The organism is Streptomyces sp. bgisy100 (assembly GCF_057709105.1).
In genome coordinates this window covers 12,631-33,975 of record NZ_JBYITE010000030.1, presented here as the reverse complement: position 1 = coordinate 33,975, position 21,345 = coordinate 12,631, and the positions used below count along the sequence as shown (strand labels likewise).

General features: G+C 73.0%; 19 protein-coding genes and 1 pseudogene. 10 read left to right on the top strand and 10 right to left on the bottom strand.

All coding sequences use genetic code 11. The annotated features are described in order from the left end of the window. Positions 1–60: 60 nt before the first annotated feature. A complete protein-coding gene (locus AC3EQ1_RS20190) occupies positions 61–1,308 on the top strand; it encodes an FAD-dependent monooxygenase (RefSeq protein WP_432095734.1) in 1,248 nt (415 codons plus the stop codon). A gap of 5 nt (positions 1,309–1,313) precedes the next feature. Continuing rightward, a complete protein-coding gene (locus AC3EQ1_RS20185; protein ID WP_432095788.1) occupies positions 1,314–2,219 on the top strand; it encodes a Gfo/Idh/MocA family protein in 906 nt (301 codons plus the stop codon). Here AC3EQ1_RS20185 and lnt read toward each other — a convergent pair. Next, positions 2,143–3,729 (bottom strand): apolipoprotein N-acyltransferase, encoded by a 1,587-nt coding sequence (gene lnt, locus AC3EQ1_RS20180; protein ID WP_432095733.1) that lies wholly within the window; start codon positions 3,727–3,729, stop codon positions 2,143–2,145. The genes AC3EQ1_RS20185 and lnt overlap by 77 nt on opposite strands. A 342-nt stretch (positions 3,730–4,071) precedes the next feature. Then, on the bottom strand, positions 4,072–5,121 hold the full coding sequence (locus AC3EQ1_RS20175) for a phosphatidylinositol-specific phospholipase C domain-containing protein (RefSeq protein ID WP_432095732.1): 1,050 nt from the start codon (positions 5,119–5,121) through the stop codon (positions 4,072–4,074). A 161-nt stretch (positions 5,122–5,282) separates the two neighbouring features. Between AC3EQ1_RS20175 and AC3EQ1_RS20170 the strand changes: the two genes are divergently transcribed. Both AC3EQ1_RS20170 and AC3EQ1_RS20165 read left to right on the top strand, forming a co-directional pair. Continuing rightward, positions 5,283–6,425 (top strand): methyltransferase, encoded by a 1,143-nt coding sequence (locus AC3EQ1_RS20170; protein WP_432095731.1) that lies wholly within the window; start codon positions 5,283–5,285, stop codon positions 6,423–6,425. 2 nt (positions 6,426–6,427) lie between these two features. Continuing rightward, positions 6,428–6,677 (top strand): annotated as a pseudogene (locus tag AC3EQ1_RS20165) (transposase); the annotation flags it as partial. Position 6,678: 1 nt separating this feature from the next. Here AC3EQ1_RS20165 and AC3EQ1_RS20160 read toward each other — a convergent pair. From AC3EQ1_RS20160 to AC3EQ1_RS20150, 3 genes are all read right to left on the bottom strand, one after another. After that, positions 6,679–7,521, bottom strand: coding sequence for a MerR family transcriptional regulator (locus tag AC3EQ1_RS20160; protein ID WP_432095730.1), 843 nt, complete (start codon positions 7,519–7,521; stop codon positions 6,679–6,681). 172 nt (positions 7,522–7,693) lie between these two features. Next, complete coding sequence (locus AC3EQ1_RS20155) at positions 7,694–8,326, bottom strand: hypothetical protein (protein ID WP_432095729.1); 633 nt, start codon at positions 8,324–8,326, stop codon at positions 7,694–7,696. Between the two features lie 197 nt (positions 8,327–8,523). Beyond that, on the bottom strand, positions 8,524–9,033 hold the full coding sequence (locus tag AC3EQ1_RS20150; RefSeq protein WP_432095728.1) for a pyridoxamine 5'-phosphate oxidase family protein: 510 nt from the start codon (positions 9,031–9,033) through the stop codon (positions 8,524–8,526). Between the two features lie 236 nt (positions 9,034–9,269). On the opposite strand from AC3EQ1_RS20150, the gene AC3EQ1_RS20145 reads away from it, so the two are divergent. The 3 genes from AC3EQ1_RS20145 (at position 9,270) to AC3EQ1_RS20135 (ending at position 12,367) form a co-directional block, all read left to right on the top strand. Then, complete coding sequence (locus AC3EQ1_RS20145; protein ID WP_432095727.1) at positions 9,270–9,758, top strand: GNAT family N-acetyltransferase; 489 nt, start codon at positions 9,270–9,272, stop codon at positions 9,756–9,758. A gap of 398 nt (positions 9,759–10,156) precedes the next feature. Further along, entirely contained in the window at positions 10,157–10,564 is a 408-nt protein-coding gene (locus tag AC3EQ1_RS20140; protein WP_432095726.1) for a hypothetical protein, read from the top strand. 309 nt (positions 10,565–10,873) lie between these two features. Continuing rightward, a complete protein-coding gene (locus AC3EQ1_RS20135; RefSeq protein WP_432095725.1) occupies positions 10,874–12,367 on the top strand; it encodes a superantigen-like protein SSL4 in 1,494 nt (497 codons plus the stop codon). Between the two features lie 264 nt (positions 12,368–12,631). Here the strand turns inward: AC3EQ1_RS20135 and AC3EQ1_RS20130 are convergent, their stop codons facing one another. From AC3EQ1_RS20130 to AC3EQ1_RS20115, 4 genes are all read right to left on the bottom strand, one after another. Beyond that, entirely contained in the window at positions 12,632–13,948 is a 1,317-nt protein-coding gene (locus tag AC3EQ1_RS20130) for a phosphoinositide-specific phospholipase C-related protein (RefSeq protein ID WP_488187163.1), read from the bottom strand. A gap of 181 nt (positions 13,949–14,129) precedes the next feature. Next, positions 14,130–14,987 carry an amidohydrolase family protein gene (locus AC3EQ1_RS20125; RefSeq protein ID WP_432095723.1) on the bottom strand — a complete coding sequence of 286 codons (858 nt, stop codon included), beginning with the start codon at positions 14,985–14,987 and terminating at the stop codon, positions 14,130–14,132. Positions 14,988–15,393: 406 nt separating this feature from the next. Then, complete coding sequence (locus tag AC3EQ1_RS20120; protein WP_432095722.1) at positions 15,394–16,251, bottom strand: YhjD/YihY/BrkB family envelope integrity protein; 858 nt, start codon at positions 16,249–16,251, stop codon at positions 15,394–15,396. A gap of 113 nt (positions 16,252–16,364) precedes the next feature. After that, on the bottom strand, positions 16,365–17,207 hold the full coding sequence (locus tag AC3EQ1_RS20115) for a DMT family transporter (RefSeq protein WP_432095721.1): 843 nt from the start codon (positions 17,205–17,207) through the stop codon (positions 16,365–16,367). Between the two features lie 390 nt (positions 17,208–17,597). Between AC3EQ1_RS20115 and AC3EQ1_RS20110 the strand changes: the two genes are divergently transcribed. From AC3EQ1_RS20110 to AC3EQ1_RS20100, 3 genes are all read left to right on the top strand, one after another. Beyond that, complete coding sequence (locus tag AC3EQ1_RS20110) at positions 17,598–18,548, top strand: NAD-dependent epimerase/dehydratase family protein (RefSeq protein ID WP_432095720.1); 951 nt, start codon at positions 17,598–17,600, stop codon at positions 18,546–18,548. A 200-nt stretch (positions 18,549–18,748) separates the two neighbouring features. After that, on the top strand, positions 18,749–19,264 hold the full coding sequence (locus AC3EQ1_RS20105; protein ID WP_432095719.1) for a pyridoxamine 5'-phosphate oxidase family protein: 516 nt from the start codon (positions 18,749–18,751) through the stop codon (positions 19,262–19,264). Between the two features lie 323 nt (positions 19,265–19,587). After that, positions 19,588–21,075, top strand: coding sequence for a vanadium-dependent haloperoxidase (locus AC3EQ1_RS20100; protein WP_432095718.1), 1,488 nt, complete (start codon positions 19,588–19,590; stop codon positions 21,073–21,075). Positions 21,076–21,149: 74 nt separating this feature from the next. On the opposite strand, the gene AC3EQ1_RS20095 is transcribed toward AC3EQ1_RS20100, so the two are convergent. Further along, on the bottom strand, positions 21,150–21,296 hold the full coding sequence (locus tag AC3EQ1_RS20095; RefSeq protein WP_432095717.1) for a hypothetical protein: 147 nt from the start codon (positions 21,294–21,296) through the stop codon (positions 21,150–21,152). Positions 21,297–21,345: the final 49 nt, after the last annotated feature.

Below are 21,345 nucleotides of genomic sequence, written 5' to 3'. Positions count from 1 at the left end.
TACGTCTGTAGTAGCGTGAAGCGAAACGGAACTACAGGTGTAGTAAGTCGAGGGGGAGACATGGACGCAGCAGCACCGCACAGGGACACGGCACATGCCGTCGTCATCGGCGCCGGCGTCGGGGGCCTGGCCGCCGCGGCCGGCCTCCACCAGCGGGGATGGTCGGTCACCGTGCTGGAACGGGCGGCGCAACTCGGCGACGTCGGCGCCGGGATCGGCCTCGCCCCCAACGCCCTGCGGGCGCTCGACGCCCTCGGGGCGGGCGAGGCGGTCCGTTCCCTGTCGGCCCACGGCGCGGTGGGAGGCATCCGGCACCCCAGCGGTCGTTGGCTCTCCCGGGCCGGTGCCGACGCCGCGGCCGAGCGCTTCGGCGGCCCGACGGTGCTCGTCCACCGCGCCGTCCTGATCGACCTGCTCGCCTCCCTGCTGCCGGCCGGTGCCCTCCGGACCGGGACCGCGGCGCGCCTCGCCGACCCCGGCGGCCCCGGCACCGCCGCCCGGGTCACCACCGCCCGCGGCGAGTCGATCGAGGCCGGCCTCGTCGTGGGCGCCGACGGCATCCACTCCGCGGTGCGGCGGACCCTCTTCCCCGGCCACCCCGCCCCCCGCTACAGCGGACTGACCGCCTGGCGCCTCGTCGTCCCCGCGCTCGACGAGCCCTTCGAGCCGCACGAGACCTGGGGCCGCGGCCGGCTCTGGGGCACCCAGCCGCTGCACGACGGCCGGGTCTACGCCTACGCCGCGGCCACCGCCCCGCCCGGCGGGCGGGCGCCCGGAGCCGAACGCGCCGAACTGTTCCGCCGCTTCGGGGACTGGCACCACCCGGTGCCCGATGTCCTCGCCGCCGCCGAGGAAGACGCCGTCCTCCGCCACGACCTGTACGAGAGTGCCCGTCCGCTCCCCGCACACCACCGCGGCCGGACCGCCCTGCTCGGCGATGCGGCGCATCCCATGGCCCCGACCCTCGGCCAGGGTGGCTGCCAGGCCCTGGAGGACGCGGTGGTGCTCGCCGGTCTCGCCCCGCCGGGCGCCGACACCGTACGGGCCCTCGCCGACTACACCGCCCGGCGCAGGCCCCGCACCCTGGAGGTGGTGCGCCGCTCGGCACGGCTGCGCCGCGCCGTCAGCCTCTCCGCGCCGCCCGCCGTGGCGCTGCGGAGCGCGTTCGTCGCCACCGCCGACCGCCTGGGCGCCCGGTTGGCCCTGCGGGCCTTCGACGGCATCGCCGACTGGCGGCCCCCGGCGCCCACGTATGCTGCCGTCGGCGGGACGACACCGCCGGCGGGGCCCCGTACGGAACCGAGGTGAGCACGGTGAAGGTCGGCTGCATCGGACTCGGCGACATCGCCCGGAAGGCGTATCTGCCGGTCCTCGGAGCCCAGCCGGGCCTGGAGCTCCATCTGCAGAGCCGCACCCCGGCCACGCTGGAGCGGCTCGGAGCCGCCCACCGCATCCCCGGGGACCGGCTCCACCGCGACCTCGACGGGCTCCTCGCGGCCCGCCCCGACGCCGCGTTCGTGCACGCCCCGACCGCCGTCCACGCGGAGATCGTCGGCAGGCTGCTGGAGGCCGGGGTGCCCACCTACGTGGACAAGCCCATCGCCTACCACTACGCCGACACCGAGCGGATCGTCCGGCTCGCCCAGGAGCGCGGCGTCGGCCTGGCCGTCGGCTTCAACCGCCGCTACGCCCCCGGCTACGCCCAGTGCCGGGACCACCCGCGGGATCTCATCCTCATGCAGAAGAACCGGGTGGGGCTCGCCGAGGACCCGCGCACCGCGGTCCTCGACGACTTCATCCATGTCGTCGACACCCTGCGCTTCCTGCTGCCCGCCCCCGCGGAACACATCGACGTGCGCGCCCGGGTGCGGGACGGCCTGCTGCACCACGTCGTGCTCCAGATGTCCGGCGCGGACTGCACCGCCATCGGCACCATGAACCGGATGAGCGGATCGGCCGAGGAGATCCTGGAGGTCTCCGGGCAGGACACCAAGCGGGAGGTGCGCAACCTCGCCGAGGTCATCGACCACAAGGGCCAGCCGAGCATCCGCCGCCGCGGCGACTGGGTGCCGGTGGCCCGGCAGCGCGGCATCGAACAGACCGTCCTGGCCTTCCTCGACGCCGTCCGCACCGGTGCGCCGCTCACCGCCGAGGACGCGCTGCGGACCCATGAGCTGTGCGAGCGGGTGGTGACCCTGGCCCTGGAGCAGGCCTCCTGACCGAGCGTGCCACCTCGGCGGCGCCGTACAGCACGAGCGCCGCCACCGAGCCGTAGACCACCCAGTCACCGAACCGGACGTACGGACTCCAGCCGGTGGCCAGCGGCACGTCGTACACCGCCGCGGTGCTGCTGTCCGTGCCCAGCCGGCCGCCCACCGGCTCACCGCGCGGGCCGTGCACCGCGCTCACCCCGGTCAGCGTCGCGTGCATCATCGGGCGCCAGGTCTCCGCCGCCCGCAGCGCGGCCAGGGAGGCGTGCTGTTCCGGTGCCCAGCTGTGCTGGAAGGTGGAGGTCGAGGACTGGGCCGTCAGCACCGCCGCACCCTCCTTCACCAGGTGCCGGCTCATGTCGGGGAACGCCGTCTCGAAGCAGATCAGCGGCCCGATCCGCAGCCCCTGGGCACCGGGCACCGTCATCACCACCGGAGCGGTGCCCCGGCGGCGGTCCTCGTCCGCGGCCTTGCCGACCGAGGTGGCCCAGCCCAGCAGGGACCGGGCGGGTATGTACTCGCCGAACGGCACCAGGCGCATCTTGTCGTACCGCCCGGCGTCCGGACCGTCCGGACCGACCAGCACCGAGCTCTTGTAGATGCCCGGCCGGTCCGAGCGGGGCGCGTCCACGTTCACCAGCAGCGCGGCCCCGGTCTCGCGCGCGAGGGCCGTGAGCCGTCGTTGCAGGTCGGGGCGGTCGGCCAGGTCGGTGCCGACACTGCTCTCGCCCCACACGATCAGATCCGCGTCACGGCCGGCCAGTTTCCGGGTCAGCGCCTCCTCCCGGTCGAAGCGGGCGTCCGGGCTGCCGACCCCGTCCACCACCCCGGGCTGCACCAGCGCGATCCGCACACTGCCCGTGCGGTCCGGCAGCGGTGCCCAGGCCCACGCCGCACCGGCGGCCGCCGCGCAGACCGCCACCCCGGCCACCGCGGCCCGCCGGGCGGCGGGCAGCGCGATCAGCAGGGCGAGGGCCGTGTTCACCGCCACGATCAGGAAGCTCACCAGCCACACCCCGCCCAGCGAGGCGAGCCGCAGCGCGACGGGCACCTGCCACTGGCTGGCGCCGAGCAGACCCCACGGCCCGCCCAGGTTCTCCCAGGAGCGGACCAGCTCCACCATCAGCCAGCCGGACGGCACCAGTACCAGCGCCGCGGTCGCCCGCCACCGCCCGGGCGCGCCGCCCAGCAGCCGCCGGACGAGCAGCCCCCAGGGCAGCCACAGCGCGCCGAGGAGCAGCGCCACCACCAGGGTGAAGACATGCAGGCTCGGGAGCAGCCAGTGGTGCACCGCCAGCATGAAGCCGGCGCCGCCCAGCCAGCCGTCGAACGCCGCACGGCGGCCGGTCGGAGCGGAGCGGATCAGCAGCAGCCACGGCACCAGGGCGACCGGGGCGAGCCACCACAGGGACGGCTCGGGGAAGGCCAGCGCGGGCAGGGCGCCCGTCACGGCCGCGACCGCGCCGCGCTGCCACGGCGAGGCCGGAGCCCGCCGCCACCGGTCGACCGACACGCGCATGTCGTGACTCCCTCGTGCTGGCCGTCAGTCCTGCGGCCCTGTGTTCGACCAGTGTGCGCGAGTACGACGATCAGCGACAGACGGCAGGGTCGCGGCGGGGCTCCGCGGGATCCCGGCCGTGATCCTCGTGGTCCCCGGAGCCGGGCAGCGGACGCGAGCAGCGGCCCGGCTGCCCGGCCGGTGCCGCTCGCCGGCCGGGGCGCGCCGTGCCGCCGAACCACCCGCGGTGCGGCGGCCGTACCGGGCGCTCCGTGCCCGTACGGACCGCGGCCGGGGCCCGGTCGGGTGCCCGCCCCCGTACGGCCCGTGGCCCGCGGATCGCAGCCGTGCCCCGCCAGGTCCCTACCGGCCGCGGGGGAGAACGGTGGAGAGGACCCCGGGCAGCGGATACCAGTCGCTGGTGGCGAAGCTGGCGTGGTCGGCGGCGAGCTCCGCGACGCGGGCCCGCGCCTGGGCCTCCGTGGGCCGCACCGCGTCGATCGCGGGCGCGACACCGTGCGCCCCGGACATGGTCACCAGGTAGTGGTTCCGGTCGTACCAGGCGGTGTCGATGCCGGAGTCCGTCACGTACGACGAGGCGTCACCGTCGAAGGTGACGAACCACGGGCGGATCGTCGTGTCCTTGTACCGGGTCCGCGGGTCACCGGCGGCGGCGTGGTGGACGGCCGGGAACGCGGTGGCGCGGGAGAAGGTCCCGGCAGCGGCCAGGTCCCGCAGGTGCTCCCCGTATTCGCGGTCGGTCCACAGCGAGTCGAACGGATTCTTCTCCTCGACGGTGCCGGGGATCAGCTCGATGAGGAACTTGCCCGCCAGCTGGGACCGGGACGGCCAGCCCTCGGCCCGCACCGCCTCGTCGAGGGTGGCGTGCCGGCCGAGCAGACCGGCGGGCCGGTACAGCGCGTCCCCGAGCTTCGCGGAGACCAGCGCGTCGAACTCGGCGGGGCCCTTGCCGCGTTTGCTGTTGAAACCGTCCTTCATCTCGATCTTCAGCATGACCGGCCGGTGGCCGGGGTGCGCGTCGTGCCAGGCCTTCATGTCGGCCAGGCAGCCGTCCAGGCTCTGGTCGCGTGCCTTGGTACGCAGTTCGGCCGCGGACCCGGCGTTCTCGCAGTTGTTGTTGTTGGCCACCGGGTTCTGGTGCGAGACCCGCCACTTCTTGCTCAGCCCGTTCGTCCACACGTCGAACTCCAGCAATCCGGCTCCGGAGTCCAACGCGTCGGCGAGATAGGGGTACTTGTCCTTCTCGTAGGCGTTGTGCACGCCCACCGCGGTGCCGGCGGAGTACGCCAGGTCACCGGTGCCGGACGGCCCGGCGGCGGCCGGACCGGCCGAGGCGAGGAGACCCGCGGCCACCAGGGACGCGGTGGTGCCGGCCGTGCGAAGTGTGCGCATGCGATGCCACCTTCGGTGTGAGGGGGGTGGTGAAAGTGGCAGCAGCGTAAAGGAGTTGAGCGGCTGTCAGGAACCGTCGCGGTGCGGCCGGGAGTGCGCGGTGCCGGTGATGGTGCGAAAAATCCCTTGCTGTCCGGACCTGTTGTGACGATCATGAGCCGGTGCAAGCCGTTCACTGGACCGAAGGAGCCGAGCCCCGGTCCGCCTGCTGGCGGTCGGCGGCCGGAGCACCCCCGCCGCGGCGGGTGACCGTCGCGGACGACCGGATGCGGGCCGCGCTCGCCCACCGGCTGGCCTGCGAGGGCACCGCCCTGCTGTGGAGCGGGGACTTCCACAACGCCCGGCAGCTGCTGCGGGCGATGGGGCGCCGCATGGAGTCCCGGGGGCGCCGCGCCGCGGCTCTCCCGCCGGACCTCCCCTCGGCCGAGGCCTTCCGCCGGTACCGGCAGGAGCAGTCCCGGCGGGCGCGCGTCCTCGGCATGCTCCTGGTGCCGCTGGACCCCGGCTACGACATCCCGCTGCGCCGGGCGCCCGATGTGCGGCGGGCGTGTGCCGAGGCGTACGGGGAGCCGGGCACCGGCCCGTCGGTGGTGCCGCTGCGCGAGCTGCTCGGGCTGATCGGGGCCCACGAGTGGCGCCGCCGGGGCGTCGACGTCCCGGCGCTGGGCGACCGCATCCACCCGCACCACGGGGTCTTCTCGCCGGTGCGCGGCGAATACGTGCGGCTGGTGGCCGAAGCACCGTTACCCGCGCGCACCCGGGCCTTCGACATCGGCACCGGGACGGGCGTGCTGGCCGCGGTGCTCGCCCGCCGCGGGGTGGAGCGGGTCGTCGCGACGGACCGGGACCCGCGCGCCCTGGACTGCGCGCGCGAGAACCTGGCCCGGCTGGGCTGCGCGGACCGCACCGAGGTGCTGGAGGCGGACCTCTTCCCGCCCGGCCGGGCCCCGCTCGTCGTCTGCAACCCGCCGTGGCTGCCCGCCCGGCCCGCCACCCCGCTCGAACACGCCGTCTACGACCCCGGAAGCCGGATGCTGCGCGGCTTTCTGAACGGGCTGACGGCGCACCTGGAGCCGGGCGGCGAGGGCTGGCTGATCATCTCGGACCTCGCCGAGCACCTGGGGCTGCGGAGCCGCGCCGAACTGCTCGACGCGATCGGCGGCGCGGGCCTCGCGGTGGTGGGCCGCCTGGACACCCGCCCCGTGCACCGGCGGGCGACCGACCCCACGGACCCGCTGCACGCGGCGCGCGCGGCGGAGGTGACGTCGCTCTGGCGGCTGGGGCTTGCCCGGCCGATCATGTGACTGTGCCGTGTCCGGGTCGTTGTCGTGGGCATGGGCGGGGTGATCTGAGTGATGCGGAGTGGGAACGGCTGCGGCCGTTCCTGCCGGTGAGCAACAGGCGTTGTGGCCGGCGGCGGGGTCACCGGCAGGTCATCGACGGGATTCCGCATCGGGCGCGGACCGGTGTGCAGTGGCGTGACCTGCCCGAACGGTTCGGCCCTCGGAAGACCGTCTGGGAAGACCGTCTATGAACGGCACCGGTTGTGGTCGGCGATCAGCTGCCTGCGGAGAGGTCCCCGGCAAGGAGCTGTGCCGTGAGTTCCAAGCACCGCGTCCGGGCCGCGGAGAAGCCGTAGGGCATCTTGGTGACCGCTTCGAAGGCGCTCATCCGGGCGTCCTCCTCGCCGCTCGCCCCGGCGTCGTAGATCTCGAAGAGCTTCTCCTCGGCCGCGTCCAGTCCGGCCGCTTCAATGGCCTGGAGCAGGGCCTTGTGGTGGGCGCAGTGCTGCGCGGCGAGTTCCTCGACCTGCGGGTCGTGGGGGTCGACGGTGTCATCGAGGGCGGCGTCGGCCGCGTCGAGGCGGTCTGCCTCGGCCCGTAGGCGGGGGTGGGTGGCCAGGGTGATGAACACGCCGGCCTGAAGTGCGGCTCCCAGCGGCCCGAAGATCCGTTCCGTGACCAGCAGGGCTTCCAGGTCGGAGGAGCGCAGTGCGCCGGAAGGCAGGTGGCTGAGCCGGTCCGTGACCAAGGGGGAGAGCAAGCCCAGTGGGCTGCCCACGACCCGCAGGCGCTGGACTGCCGCGCGCTGACGCTTGATGGCGGCCTCCTGGGCGGCCAGGGTCTCCTCCAGCCGGCCCAGGACGTCCTCAATGTCCCGGGCTTCGTCGAAGGCGGCCCGCATGTCGTCCAGGCTGATGCCGGCCTCGGACATCTTGCGGATCCACAGCAGGCGGATCATGTCGTCGTAGCCGTAGCGGCGGCGTCCGTCTCCGCCTCGCTCGGGCTCCGGCAGCAGACCGATCTGGTGGTAGTGGCGAATGGCGCGCGGGGTGGTTCCGGCGAAGGCGGCGGCATCGCCGATCTTGACCTCGCGGGGAGGCGTGACGGAGGGGTACATCGCAGACAGGGCCTTTCGTGCTGTGGTGCCCCCGACGACACCACATGCCGCTACGGCATGTGCAACTACACACCCCCCGGATCCTGACGGGCTGTCGGGCGGTCCCTCGCCATGGGTGTCCCGTCCCAGGACGGGCCCGGAACGGGTGAGGGCGAGTTCCTCGGGTGCCGGCCTATTCGGTGAGGTGCTTGACGTCGCTTACCACGAACTCCCCGTAGTGGAACGCTCTTCCCAGGGCTTCCAGCCTTGCGTACTGGGCCTCGGACACGTTCACGGCGTCCGGGAACATCGCTGCGCTCTTGATGGGCAGGGCTTGGAGCAGCAGGCGGAAGGCGAGGTCGGGAGTACAGCCGCGGACGCACTCGGTCAGTGCGGCGGTCACCTTCTGGTCGAGGATGCCGTTGAACTCCGTCACCGCGGACAGGACCTCATCGGCCAGTGCACGGCCCTCGTCCAGGTCAGGGCCGGTGAGTGTCGGTGTGTCCGGGCGGCGGGAGAGCCAGGCCTCGCATACGTGGATCACCTGTCGCATCCACTCGGCGCCGTCCGGGACCCTGTCGGGCCGGAAGAAATACTCGCCGTTCTGCGCGCATGCTTCCCACAGCACGGTGATGTGCTTGGCGGGAACTCCCTTGAGCAGGGATCGAGCGTCCCGGCGGACCAGGAGCACCGATGCCGGGTGCAGCTCCTCCACAAACTGGCTGCTCACGGCTTCTGGTTCCGAAGCCGCGTCCAGTCTCCAGTCCTGGTGGAAGAAGTTCATGATCCACGGGATGCCGAACGTGAAGTCGGTGGACCGTTCCATCACCCTCGTCCCGATCGGCGGTCTTGGTGGTCAGCGCACTACTTGGCCACGATCACGGCCACGAATCCGATGCAGGGGACCATACCCACGACGGCGAGCACCAGCGTACGGAAGACGAAGCCGATGGTCCGGCTCCGAACATGATCGCCCGGACAAGCCCTGGCCGCCCGGTGGCCCGGGCCGGGCCCGCCCGTCCGTTACGGCCGCGGGTCCTCCCGCGGCGGGCTGTCGTCGTTGGCCCGCCGGAGGGTGCGCAGCGGAGCGCCGGGCCGCCACACCTGTACGACCAGCTCCTCTCCGTCGACGAAGGTCCGCACCACTTCGGTGAGGTCCGCCCGGAAGAGGTGGAACGGCCCGGGCGGCACCTCCACCTCCTCGGTGAAGCGGACCTTCACCTCGGGGTCCGTCACCTCGACGGCGCGGCCCCCGACCCGTACGTCGCCGCCGCCCATCGAGGTGTCCGGCCCGGGGTTCGCCATCACGGCGAACCGTGGATCGCGCCGCAGGTCGAGGGCCTTGCGCGAGTCCGGCATCATGCCGAGCCACATCCCGCCGAAGCGGAATTCCACTTCGCTCCCGGAGGTGCGGGGGGATCCGTCCCGGCGCACGGTGGCCAGGACATGGTGCTTGTGCTGCTGGAAGCGGGTGCGGACGGTCTCGGCGAAGCCGGGCTCCGCCGCCTGGAAGTCGGTCCAATCGGTTGCCATGGCTCCAGGATTGCCGGGATACCGGACATCCTCTGTCGTTGATTCCCGGCGAGTCCTCCGGGGCTCGGGGCGAGCGCTCCCGCGGGGCCGGAGGCTCCCGGGCCGGGCGGACGGGCCGTCGTGCCGCGGCAGGCGCACCGGCCTCGTATCGCGGAAGGTGTACCGGAACGCCCGCACGCTCGGGGAGTGCCGGAAAGCAGTCGCTTTCCTGCACGTGAGCGACCATGCTGGGCCCCATGCTGATCAGAGAAGCGACACCGGAGGACTGGCCCGCGATCTGGGCGTTCCTCCGGCCCATCGTCGCCGCCGGGGACACCTACACCTGGCCCCGGGACGTGAGCGAGGAGCGGGCCCGGGAGATGTGGTGCCTGGCCCCGCCGAGCCGCACGGTGGTCGCCATCGACCCCGACGGCACCGTCCTCGGCTCGGCCAAGATGAACCCCAACCACATGGGCCCCGCCTCGCACGTCGCGAGCGCGAGTTTCATGGTCGCCCCGGGGCACGCCGGACGGGGCGTGGGGCGGGCGCTGGGGGAGTACGTCCTGGACTGGGCGCGGGCGGAGGGCTACCGCTCGATGCAGTTCAACGCGGTCGTGGAGACCAACACCCGGGCGGTCGCGCTGTGGCGCTCCCTCGGCTTCGAGGTGGTGGGCACCCTGCCGGAGGCCTTCCGGCACCCGGAGAAGGGCTACGTGGGCCTGCACATCATGTACCGCATGCTCTGACCTGCTGTACTGCCATGTGCCACTTCTGATCACCCGGCGCGGGGCCGGACGTTCCCCGCCGGATGGCTCTCCGGCGCCCGTCCCGGCGGTCGCGCCGCAGGGCCGGGTGACGGCGGGGAGCCGCAGGGCCGGGTGACGGCGGGAACAGGAAGGGGCCGAGGCCCCGTACGGACGCCGGACGAGGGCCCGTGCCGCGGGGCAGGGGGCCCGGGCGGCGCCATCGGTTGACACGGTTCCGCGGGTGAGCACACGATCGGGAGAGACCCGGGAGCAGGGCCGCCGGGCCGCGGCAAGCCCGTGCGAGAACCCCTCGCCCGCAGCAGGGGAGTGGGCGTCCGCGGATCCGGGCCCGAGGCGTTCCGCCACGGCGGGGCGGGCCTTCCAGAGGAGTGATGGCGATGACCACCCTGCAGCATTCCGCCCACGTCAGCGTCCACCTCACCGACTGCGCTCCCGAGGACGCGGACCTGGTGTTCGACGCCCTGCGGGCGGCCTTCCCGGCGCCCATGGACCGGAAGGCCGAGGAGCACTGCGTGAAGAGCCACACGCGGGCCAACCCGATGGTGTGGATCGGCACCTTCGACGTACGCCGCCACGGAGAGCCAGGTCCCCCGCCGGCGCTGCACGGCGCGGTCACCGCCGACCTCTTCGGCAGCGAACGGGCCATGCACGACATCCGGGAGTCCCTGGGCAGGGCGTTCGGAGTGACCGAGGAAGGCCACACCGTCCCCGGCGACCAGGAGGTGCAGCTGCGGCTCGAACTGCGCGGCACCACCCGGCCGGAACCGCACACGGTCGCCGGCTGAGCGGACAGCGGCTCCGGTACCGGGACGGCGGCACGCTTCGCACACCCGGGTGACCGGGAGAGCGGGGACGGACCTCATCCTTCCGGGAGGCCACCGTCTGTCGTGAGCGCTGAGTCCACGGCTGCTCGGCGATGTGTCCACAGGTGCCCGCCGCCGTTCGGCGGCTGCCACCGGGCGCCGCCGCAGGTGCCGTGGCAGTTTGACGGCATGAAGGTGCTGCAGCCATGCCGTCGTTCCCCCGGCAGACGCGGCCGGAGCTCCGCAGTGGCGAGGGGTGCGCTGACCGTCTGCCTCTGCGGCGCTCTCCTCGTGGCATGCACGTCGGGGGAGAAGAAGCCGCCGACGCCGGAGTCCGCCCGAGAGGCGCTCGAAGACAGTCTGCGCGCCACCGAGCAGCGCCTCCCGGACGACGAGGTGCTCCCCGCCTTCCAGAAGCTCGCCGACGCCATGGCCACCGCCCGGGACACCGGGGTGGACCAGGACGCCATCCTCGGCGAGGTGCTCGCTTCGCACGTCCGGCAGTGGAAGCGGCCCGGCGGCATGGCGGAGTCACAGGCGAACGACCGGGCGCTGGGCGAGCGGGCGCGGGCCGGCCAGGTGGTGACCGTCCCCGCCCCCTCCGGGCAGAACGACAAGGCGCCCGGTGGGGCCGACGGTGCCGGGGCGCGGCACCCGGGGCGGGTGGCCCAGCCGAGTCCGGGCGCCTCGCGGGAGGTCACGGCGATCTTCGGCAACGGGGTTCTCAACACGGGGCAGGAGGCCCAGGACGCCGCCACCGCACTCGGTGGTGCCTTCGGGCAGCAGGTCGACCAGGCGTACAACGTCAGCGCGATGGACGCCGCACTGCGCTTCGCCAACGGTCAGGCGATGGGCCGGGTGGTCAGGGATCAGCAGACGATTCCGGAGGTCAAGAGCTACGTCGACATGCTGGTCCGGAGACAGGGCGTCCCCGCGGGCGGGACCGCCGAGGCGATGGGTGCGGATGTCTTCCTCAGGAAACTGCCCGGACTGCTGTACCAGTACGGCGGAAACGAGGAGAAGGCCCAGGAGAACACGGCCTATCCCGCCCTCATGAAACAAGGGCGGGAGGCACTGCAGGCCGGGAAGCCGGTCATCCTCGTCAGCCACAGCGAGGGCGGCTTCCCGGTCCGCCAGGCCAAACAGGATCTGGACAAGGAAATCGTGGCGGCGCGTGAGCGGGAAGGTCTGCCTCCCGGGCCCTCCCCGGTCGGGGTGCTCTACATCGCACCTCCTTTCGGGGACGAGACCCGATCCTCGCTGGAAGGTGACGACAGCAAGTACGTGCTGCTCCGCGGCGACGCCATCAACATCATCAGCCCGCTGCTCAGGTCCACCGTGGACTCCACCGGGACGCAGCCCTCGGCGGATTCACTGGACCCCCGGGACGCCATCACCCTCCACCTGCTCAACACCTACCTGCAGAACGGCACCGAGTCACGAGCGCAGATCATCAAGGCCTTCAACGAGCTCAAGGCCCATGTCTGCAAGCAGCCGGCCGTGACCGGTCTGAAGAGCCGGCCGGCCCGCCGGGCCGAGTGCCCGGCCTCCCCGGCGTCGCGCGCGCCGTCCGAGAGCACCCCGGGCGGGCCGTCGGGGAAGCCCTCCGCATCCGCTCCCGGCGACACGCCCGAGAGCACCCCGGGGCGTTCGCAGGAGGAGACCGGGAAGCCGCCGACGGCCGAGGAGACCGGGACCCGACAGCCGCAGACTCCGGGCACACCCGAGGAGCCCACCGGCGGGACACCCGAGCAGCCGCAGCACCCCCAGACCCACACGTCGTAGCCGGCCCGCCCGGCTCCCGGCGCCCCGCGCCCGGCCACCCCCGGTGGAGGCGGGAGTTCCGCTGCCGCGCCGACGGGGCACGGGACCGCGGGGCCCCACGGTCGGGCAGCGCGGCCCCGGCTCGGTGACTGAGGCCGACCGACACCGGGATATCGGCTGGACAGTCCGCGGGCGACCCCGACCCCGACCCCGACCCCGACCCCGGCTCCGGCGGGGCGCGGTGACGGGCCGGGTCCGTCACCGCGTCCGGCCGGAGCCGGCAGCTCAGGGCGTCACCGTGTAGGTGTTCAGCCGGTCCACGGCCGACTGGGCGGAACCCCGGTCGTAGTGGTCCACGGCCAGGAAGTTCGGCTTCTTCCGGGCGGCCGGGGCGCAGAAGTTCTCGGCCCGGTTCAGCAGCCGGCTGTTGTCCAGTGACGCGGTGGCGGTGATGGGAACGTCCCGGAAGTGGTTCATCACGAAGAGCGGCCGGAACGCCCCGTCCTCCCGGGTGAGCGGAACGTTGAGGTCACCGCCGTACCAGCGGCTGTAGCAGGCCCAGTTGGACGAGCCCACCCCGGGCCCCATCGACCAGTGGTTCTCGACCGTCCACTCCTGCTGGTAGAGCACCCCGAAGTCGCCGCGGGCCGGGCCTCCGGCGTCCTGCGCGCGGGTCCGGTCGGTGAAGATCAGCAACTGCTTGCCGCGCCGGGCGAGATCAGCCATCCGCGGCCAGCCCTGCTGGTGCACGCCTTCCCGGTCCGGCCGGTAGAGCACGTCCGACAGGCCGTCGACCCGCTCCAGTTCGCCGCGCAGCACCTCCGCGGAGACGTAGTCCTCCAGGAACACCGTGGCGAACTGACCCGGGTTGCGGCGCAGGAAGTTCACGATGCGCTGCAGGTCGACCCAGAGGGCGACCGGACGGGAGACCAGCGTGCAGCTGTTGTGGCACAGGATCGCGCCGTCCGGCGTCTGATGGATGTCCAGCATGAACCCCCGGACCCCGTCCGCGAGTTGCTGTTCGATGCCCCGCTTCTGGTTGGGGAAGGCGTTGACGATGGGCGGCGCGAACCCGCCGTCCACACCGTTCGCGTAGGCGTTGTGCGCGGTGAGGAAGGTGACCTGGTCGAGGGTGCGCCGGTCGGCCGGCGGCATCGCGGCCGTGGGGAGCGGCGCCGGGGTGAGGAACCAGTGGGCGAGCTCCCCGTCGCCGCCGATGCGCGGCTGGTCCGGGTAGCTGCCGCCGCCGGCCCGCTCGCCGAGCGCGAGCCGGTTCCCGGTGCCGGGCACGGCGAGGGAGAACCGGCCGTTCCCGGCCGGTGCGATCTCCCAGCCGGCGTCCGCCCCACCGCAGGCGACGGTCACGGCCCGGTCGCCGCTCCGCCCGAGGCAGCGGGCCGGGTCGTCCGCGCTGCGCAGCTCATGGCGTCCGGCGCTCACGGGGGCGGCGTTCCACTGCTGGCGGTCCTCGTTGCCCTGCGGCCGGTGCAGGGCGATCGTGTCCCCGCTGTCGGAGGCGTTGAGGCCGTTGACCGCGCTCTGGACGTACACCGTCCCGGCCGGCGGGCCCGCCGGCCGGGCTGCCGCCCCCGGCGCCGTCATCAACGACGCGGCGGATACGGCCGCCACCGCCCCGCACACCGCTCGCAGTAAGCGCACACCGACTCCTTCGGCTAGTTCGACGGGAACATGACACTCGATCGGGGGCCGGAGCGCCAGAGACCGGCACCGAAAACCCGGGAACGGGGACCGGTTGCCGGCTGCCGGCTGTCGGAGACGGGGTTCAGCCGATGCCGAACAGCCGGCCGGCGTTGTCGTGACACACCGCCCGCAGCCAGTCGTCGCCGAGGTCCAGCCGGGCGAGGGCGTCCAGGGCGTGGCCGTACGGGTAGGGGATGTTCGGGAAGTCGGTGCCGAGCAGGATGCGGTCCTGCAGTTCCCGCAGCCGCGGCAGCAGCCCGGCCGGGAACGGTGCGCTCTCCTCGCTGAAGTCCGTGAAGGCCATCGTGGTGTCCAGACGCACGGACGGATGGCGGGCGGCCAGGTCCAGGAAGTCCCCGTACTCGGGCATGCCCATATGGGCCACCACGATCCGCAGCCGCGGGAAGCGGGCGAGCAGGGCGCCGACCGGGCCCGGCCCGGTGTGCGGGCCGGGAACGGGCCCCGAGCCGCAGTGCGTGACCACCGGGACGCCCGCGTCCTGGAGCAGCCCCCAGACCCCGTCCAGCAGCCGGTCGTTGGGGTCGTACGCCCCGACCTGGAGGTGGGACTTGAACACCCGGGCGCCCGCCTCGACCGCCTCGGCGGTGTAGCGGGCGGCGTCCGGCTCGGGGAAGAAGGTGGCGGTGTGCAGGCAGTCGGGGGTGCGGGCGGCGAAGCCGGCGGCCCAGCCGTTGAGCCACTCCGCCATCCCCGGTTTGTGCGGGTAGACCATCGACGTGAACGCACGGACGCCGAACGACCGCAGCCGGGCGAGGCGTTCGTCCTCGTCGCCGCGGTAGGTGATCGGCCAGGGGCGGCCGGTCAGCGGCCCGGCCGCGTCGAAGTAGGCCCAGACCTTGGCCAGGACGCGCTCCGGCATGAAGTGCGTATGGACGTCGATCAGGCCGGGGAGCCCCAGCGCGTGGCGGAACGCCGTCACCCGCTCGGCCTCCGGGTCCGGAGCCCCGCCGTCCGCCGCCCCGCGGCCGGGAACGCCATCGCTCCGATGGCTGTCACGGGCCGCCGCGCGACCGCTGCCGCACTCCTGCGCTGACTCTCCGGGACGACACACGTCCAGCCCCCCCTCGCGTCGGGTCGGTCCCCAAGCCCGACCCCCTGGACCGGTCCGGAAGCCCGACCTTGGATCGGTCCGAAAGAGCCGACCCTGGATCGGTCCGAAAAGCCGACCCTAGAGGAGCCGTCGCGCCGGGCAGCGGCCCGGGGCCCCGGTCCGAGGGGCCTCGCACCGCGCCCGCCCGGGGGCGCGCGGTCCGGCACCGCACATCTCTCCGGCGCCTTGCGATGCACAACGCGACCTCATCGGACGCTCTTCGTGCAGGGGCCCCTCAGCGGTCGCGGCGCCGCAGCCTGCCCAGCAGCCGCGGTCCCTCCTCGTACAGCAGCCGGCCGACGAGCGACCCGCCGAAGACGACGACCCCCACCCCGACCAGCCAGGACTGGATCACCAGCACCGTGCCGATCGGCCCGTAGCTGACCGCGTTGGACGCGATCAGCGGGGAGAAGACCAGCCGGGAGAACACCCGCAGCCCGAGCAGGCCGATCACGGTCGCCACCGCGCCCGGCAGCAGCGCGCCCCAGCCCACCCGGCCGCCGAGCAGCAGCCGCTGGGACCACCAGAAGAAGAGCACCGCGCTCGTGACGGCGACGAGGAACCGCCAGAACGTCTCCGCCACCCGGCCGGACGACTGGGGCTCCAGCGTGAAGTGGGCGGACAGGAAGAGATAGCCGATCAGCATGGCGACCCACACCAGGTGCCGCCACATGGTGTGCCAGCGGGCCGGCGGCAGCTCCCACACCCGCTCGTACCCGGTCTGCACCGCCGACCCGAAGGTCAGACCGAACACGGCGAGGGCCGCGAGGCCGAACGCCGTGGTGGACTCCAGGGCCTGACGCGGCTTCGTGAACAGCTGCTCGACCTCCTGCTGCGCCCCCTTCGACACCCCCAGACCGTCGCCCAGCCACTCCGCGAACCCCCGCCCGTTCGCCGGGTCCGCCGCGGCGACCACGATCAGCAGCGGCACCAGGGTGAGGAAGCCGAGAGCGGCGAACCCCATCGAACGCTGCATCAGTTCCAGCTCACCCGCGTGCCGCCAGCCCCGCCCGGCGGGCGAGAGATGGAATGCGCGGTACAGGCGTTCGGTGAACGACCCGCGACCCGCGTCGCCGGGAGTTCTCTCGGGCATGAGTGCCGCTCACCCCCTCACGGTTCTCGGGGAGCCGGGGGGCGTCCGGAGTCCCCGAACGCCGGCCGGGGGAGGGGCCGTGGGGGCGTCGCACCGGTACGGGCACACGGCGTTCAGGGCGTGGCCGTCTGCTGCTCCGCCTCGCCGAAGCGGGCGAGGGCGAGCGCGCTGCCGATCGAGAGCACGAAGCCGAGGGCGGCCAGCGGTGCGTACCCGTGCCGGGTCGAGTCCCCGAGCCAGGCGACCCCGAACACCGCCGGACCCACGCTCTCCCCGATCACCATGGCCGCCGTGGCCGCGGTCACCGACCCCGACTGCAGCGCGTCGACGAGGTACAGGAAGCCGGTGATCCCGGAGATGATCACGGTGTACGTCGAGGGCTCGGTGAGCAGTTCGACGACGCCGAACCCGGGCAGCATCCGCACCCCCAGGGCGACGAGCCCGAAGCTCAGTCCCGCGATCAGCCCGAGGACGGCGGCCCGGTTGTGCTGGAGGCGGCGCGACACCACCCAGCCCACCACCGCGAATCCGACCGACGCGCACAGGGTGGCCAGCCGGAGCGTCTCGTCGCCGTCGCCCTTGCCCTCCCGGCCCGCCGCGACGGCCAGCAGCGCCAGACCGCAGCACACGGTGACGACCGCGGTCCACTCGGTCGGGCGCAGCCTGATGTGCAGGACCCGCGACGCCACGACGGCGGTCACCGCGAGGGACGAGGCGAGCGCCGCTTCGACCACGAAGATCGGCAGCGTGCGCAGGGACACCAGCTCCGCGGCGAAACCCAGCATGTCGAGTCCGATGCCGGCGATGAACGGCAGCCGCCGCACGGCCAGCAGCAGCGTGCTCACGCCGCTGCCGGAGGACTCGTCGGCCGCCATGCGCGCGCCCATGGCCTGCATCACCGTCGCGGTGCCCATGCAGACGGAGGCGCAGAGCGCGAACACCACTCCGACTCCCATGTGCCGACCGTAGAGCCATTGCCCCGGCGCGCGGCGGAGGCGGGGCGGTCGGCCCCGGCGCGCCACCCCGGCTGCGCGCCCCACCACCGCGGACCGCCCCGCTCCCACGAACTCCCACCATCACGGACCGCCCGCCCTCGGGGAATGCGGCGGCATCCGGCGGTCGGGCCCAGGTGCACGGGGATTCGCCGGGGATTGCGTCGCCGAAGGGGGGTGCGCTCCGGGTGCGAAGGTGTTAAAGTCCAAAAGTGTTAGAGATTATAACGCAAGTAATGATGCGTAACTCGCGGTGGGGTCACCGCGAACCGCAGGCGATCACGGGACGGACCGTCATGTCCGCCCCGCACGCGGTCCGCCGGACGTGCCCGCCCGCCCCGATGAAGGAGACCCATGTCCGCTGCCCGTGAAGAACTGCACGTCGTCCTCGGTTCGGGGCCGGCCGGAACCGCCCTGGCCGGGGAACTCGTCCGCCGGGGCCGTCCGGTCCGTCTGGTCGACCGCCGGGCCGAAGGCCCAGCCCTGCCGGGTGTCGAGCGGCACGCCGCCGATGTCCGGGATCCCGGGCAGGCCCGGGCCGCCGTCGCGGGCGCCGCCGTCGTCCACCACTGCGTCAATGTCGCCTATCACCTGCAGACGGAACTGCTGCCCGGCATCCAGCAGGCGATCCTGGCCGCGGTCGAGGCCGAGGGCGCCAAGCTCGTGGTGCTCGACACCCTCTACCCGTACGGCAACACCGGGGGAGCGGTCATGACCGAGGACACCCCGTGGCGGGCCACCACCCGCAAGGGCCGGATGCGGGCCCGGCTGGACGAGAACTACCTCGCCGCGCACCGGGAGGGCCGGGCCCGCGTCGTGCTCGGCCGGGCGGCGGACTTCGTCGGTCCCGGGGTCCTCAACTCCACGCTCGGCGGCGCGGTGTTCCCCGGCGCGCTCTCCGGCGGGGACGTCCTCGCCCTCGGCGACATCGACCTGCCGCACAGCCACACCTACATCGGTGACGTCGCGAGAGGCATGGCCACCCTGGGCGAACGCGACGACGCCGACGGCCGGGTCTGGCACCTGCCCACCGCCCCCGCCCGCACGACCCGGGAGATCCACGCTCTCATCGAACAGTGGACCGGCCGCCCGCTGCAGACCGTGGTGCTGCCCGAGGCGCGGCCGTTCGGGCCGTTCGACGAGGTGTTCATGAACGAGTACGCCGAGCTCTTCTACCAGCACACCGAGCCGCAGATCATGGACTCCTCCGCCTTCGAGGCCGCCTTCGACGCGCGCCCGGTGCCGCTGGAGGACGCCCTCGACACGACCCTCACCTGGTACCGCAGCCTGCTCGCCGAGGCCTGACAGGTGGCCGGCGTCTGACGGGTGGCCGGTGCCTGACGGGTGGTCGGGCGTCCGGGCCCGGCCCGCGCGGCATCCGCGTCCGGCCACGGCCCGGCTGCCACCATGGTCCGGTCCGGACACCCCACGGACCGCCGGGGCCCGGTGGACGGCCGGTGTCCGCCCACCGCGCGAGGCCACCGGCCGCACGAGAGGAGAGCACCATGGCGGGCAACCGACCGGTCGCCGAGCTGGACGCCCGGTACAGCATCCCCGGCGCGGCCCCGACCCCCTGGGCCGAGGCCCTGGAGGGCCTGGAGGGCGCGGAGCTGTTCTGGCTGTCGACGGTGCGCCCGGACGGACGCCCCCACGTCACCCCGCTGCTGGCCGTCTGGCTCGACGACGCGCTGTACTTCTGCACCGGCACCGAGGAGCGCAAGGCGCGGAACCTCGCCCGGAACACCCGCTGTGCGCTCACCACCGGGCGCAACGCGCTGAACGAAGGCGTCGACCTGGTGGTCGAGGGCGAGGCCGTGCAGCTGGGCGACGACACCCGGCTGCGGCGCGTCGCCGACGCCTACGAGGCGAAGTACGGCAGCGAGTGGCACTTCGTCGTGCGGGACGGGGCGTTCGTCGGTCAGGGCGGCCGGGCCCTGGTCTACGAGGTCGCGCCCGCGACAGTGTTCGCCTTCCGCAAGGGCGAGTACAGCCAGACCCGGTGGCGTTTCGAACGAAACTGAGGAACCGGGGCGGATCCGGTCCGTGCCCCGCCGGGGCGCCGCAGCCCTGGGGGTGGTCGGCCGTCCCCGGTGTGCGATGCGGGCCGTACGGCATCGCCCGGGGACGGGCGGGAGGCCGGGTCGCCGGACGGGAGCGGCGGAGCGCCGGCCCCCCGACCGCATCCGCCGTCCGACCGCCAACCGCGATCGGATGAGCATTTCCATGCACATACCGATGAACACAAGAGCATCGCCATATCGGCGCGGTTCACTCAAATCTTGACATTTTCGACATTACTCTTTCGCCGTTGATCAGCGACGTCGAAAGGAATGTTGTGCCCCCCATGCCCAACCATGGCCGTCGGTCGGCCGCGAAGTCCGCGCTCCCGCGCTCGAAGTCCCGCGCCGGCAGGCGCCGGGGACGGCTCCGGGCCGTCGTCGTGGCCGGTGCCCTGCTCGCCGGGCTCGGTCCGGTGGCGGCCGCTGCGCCGCAGGCCGCCGCCGGGCCGGAGCGCAAGGGCGATCCGACGCAGTACTGGAACCAGGTTCTGCTGCAGACGTTCCGCAATGCGCGGGACTGGGACGCCTCGCCCGGGAAACTCTCCCGATCCGGGGCCATGGTCTTCGCGGCGATCTACAACGCCGAGAGCGCCTACCGGAACACGTACGGAACCATGAAGTACGAGCCGTACCTCAACCAGCCGCTCAAGTACGCCCCGGACTGGTCGAAGCCGCGCGCGGACGAAGAGGAGCGGCTGATCGACCGCACGGCGTACCGGATGCTCTCCGAGCTGTACCCGGGCGACCGGGCCTTCATCGACGCCCGGTACGAGGCCCGGACCGGTCGCTCCCCCCACGCCCCCGACCCCCTCGACCGCCTCGTGGTCGACCGCGTGATGAAGCAGATCAACAAGGCCCGGGCGAACGACGGTTCGGACAATCCGGACCTCTACGACGGCGACACCACCACACCCGGCGCCTGGCGGCCGACGGGCGAAGAGGCGACGGCTGACGAAGGGGCCTGCCAGGAGCCTGGCGACGCGGTGACCCCGAACTGGGGCAAGGTGAAGCCGTTCGTGCTCCGCTCCGGTTCGCAGTTCCGGCCTCCCAGCCTGCGCGGCTTCACTTCCTACGAGGAGATGGTGAACAGCCCGGAGTACGCGCGCCAGGTCGACGAGGTGCGACGCGTGGGTGCCGTCGACTCCACCGAGCGCACCCGCGAACAGACCGTCATCGGCTGGTTCTGGGACCACGACCTGAACGGCACCTACCACCCCCCGGGGCAGCTGCTCCAGCTGACCGGGACGGTCGCCAAGAAGTTCAAGCTCGACACGTACGAGACAACCCGCTTGTTCGCACTGTCGGCGCTGACCCTGGCGGATGCCGGGATCGCGGCCTGGGACAGCAAGTTCGACGGCCCGATCAACGAATGGCGTCCGGTGTCCGCGATCCAGGCGCTGGGCGGAGAGAATGCGAACTGGCAGCCCCTCAGCGCGGACCGGGCGGGAAGGCCGTGGACCCCGTGCTTCATCGCCTGGACCTCCGGGCACGCCAACTTCACCGGTGCGTGGGCAGCCGCGATGCAGAACTTCTTCGGCCGTGACGACGCCTCGTTCACCGCGCAGTCCGAGGACCCGCACACCCTCGAGCGGTTCCGCCGGATGAACAGCTTCAGCCAGGTCGCCGAGGAGGGCGAGTTCAGCCGACTGTGGCTGGGCATGCACTTCCGCTGGGACGCCGAGGACGGGAGGGAGATCGGCACCAACGTCGGCGAGTACGTGTTCGCCAACGCGCTCCAGCCGACGCGATCGGGCCGTCCGCATCAGCAGTGAACCGACGCCCTGGCCCGCGCCGGCGGAGAGGCTGCTAGTACCGACGCCGTTCAGTCGGGGCGGGGCTGGGTGAGTCAAGGGTCGGTTGTGAACATGCTGATGGTGGCCTTGTAGGTGGTCCGGTCGATGGCGGGTCCACGTGCGTTGTACTTGGAGATCGCTCGATTGCCGAAGCGGTCTTTGGTGCGGACCCGCCGTTCCGGCAGGAGCTGGGCCGCCATCGACGCGATCTTCGCGTAGTTGCGGCCGGTCGGCAGAGCCTGTGGAGCG

Bases quoted from the DNA above. Each gene is read 5' to 3' on its own strand.
- AC3EQ1_RS20190 (WP_432095734.1), top strand. From the start codon at position 61: ATGGACGCAGCAGCACCGCACAGGGACACGGCACATGCCGTCGTCATC.
- lnt (WP_432095733.1), bottom strand. From the start codon at position 3,729: ATGCGCGTGTCGGTCGACCGGTGGCGGCGGGCTCCGGCCTCGCCGTGG.
- AC3EQ1_RS20175 (WP_432095732.1), bottom strand. From the start codon at position 5,121: ATGCGCACACTTCGCACGGCCGGCACCACCGCGTCCCTGGTGGCCGCG.
- AC3EQ1_RS20160 (WP_432095730.1), bottom strand. From the start codon at position 7,521: ATGTACCCCTCCGTCACGCCTCCCCGCGAGGTCAAGATCGGCGATGCC.
- AC3EQ1_RS20155 (WP_432095729.1), bottom strand. From the start codon at position 8,326: ATGGAACGGTCCACCGACTTCACGTTCGGCATCCCGTGGATCATGAAC.
- AC3EQ1_RS20150 (WP_432095728.1), bottom strand. From the start codon at position 9,033: ATGGCAACCGATTGGACCGACTTCCAGGCGGCGGAGCCCGGCTTCGCC.
- AC3EQ1_RS20145 (WP_432095727.1), top strand. From the start codon at position 9,270: ATGCTGATCAGAGAAGCGACACCGGAGGACTGGCCCGCGATCTGGGCG.
- AC3EQ1_RS20140 (WP_432095726.1), top strand. From the start codon at position 10,157: ATGACCACCCTGCAGCATTCCGCCCACGTCAGCGTCCACCTCACCGAC.
- AC3EQ1_RS20130 (WP_488187163.1), bottom strand. From the start codon at position 13,948: ATGACGGCGCCGGGGGCGGCAGCCCGGCCGGCGGGCCCGCCGGCCGGG.
- AC3EQ1_RS20120 (WP_432095722.1), bottom strand. From the start codon at position 16,251: ATGCCCGAGAGAACTCCCGGCGACGCGGGTCGCGGGTCGTTCACCGAA.
- AC3EQ1_RS20115 (WP_432095721.1), bottom strand. From the start codon at position 17,207: ATGGGAGTCGGAGTGGTGTTCGCGCTCTGCGCCTCCGTCTGCATGGGC.
- AC3EQ1_RS20110 (WP_432095720.1), top strand. From the start codon at position 17,598: ATGTCCGCTGCCCGTGAAGAACTGCACGTCGTCCTCGGTTCGGGGCCG.
- AC3EQ1_RS20105 (WP_432095719.1), top strand. From the start codon at position 18,749: ATGGCGGGCAACCGACCGGTCGCCGAGCTGGACGCCCGGTACAGCATC.
- AC3EQ1_RS20100 (WP_432095718.1), top strand. From the start codon at position 19,588: ATGCCCAACCATGGCCGTCGGTCGGCCGCGAAGTCCGCGCTCCCGCGC.
- AC3EQ1_RS20095 (WP_432095717.1), bottom strand. From the start codon at position 21,296: ATGGCGGCCCAGCTCCTGCCGGAACGGCGGGTCCGCACCAAAGACCGC.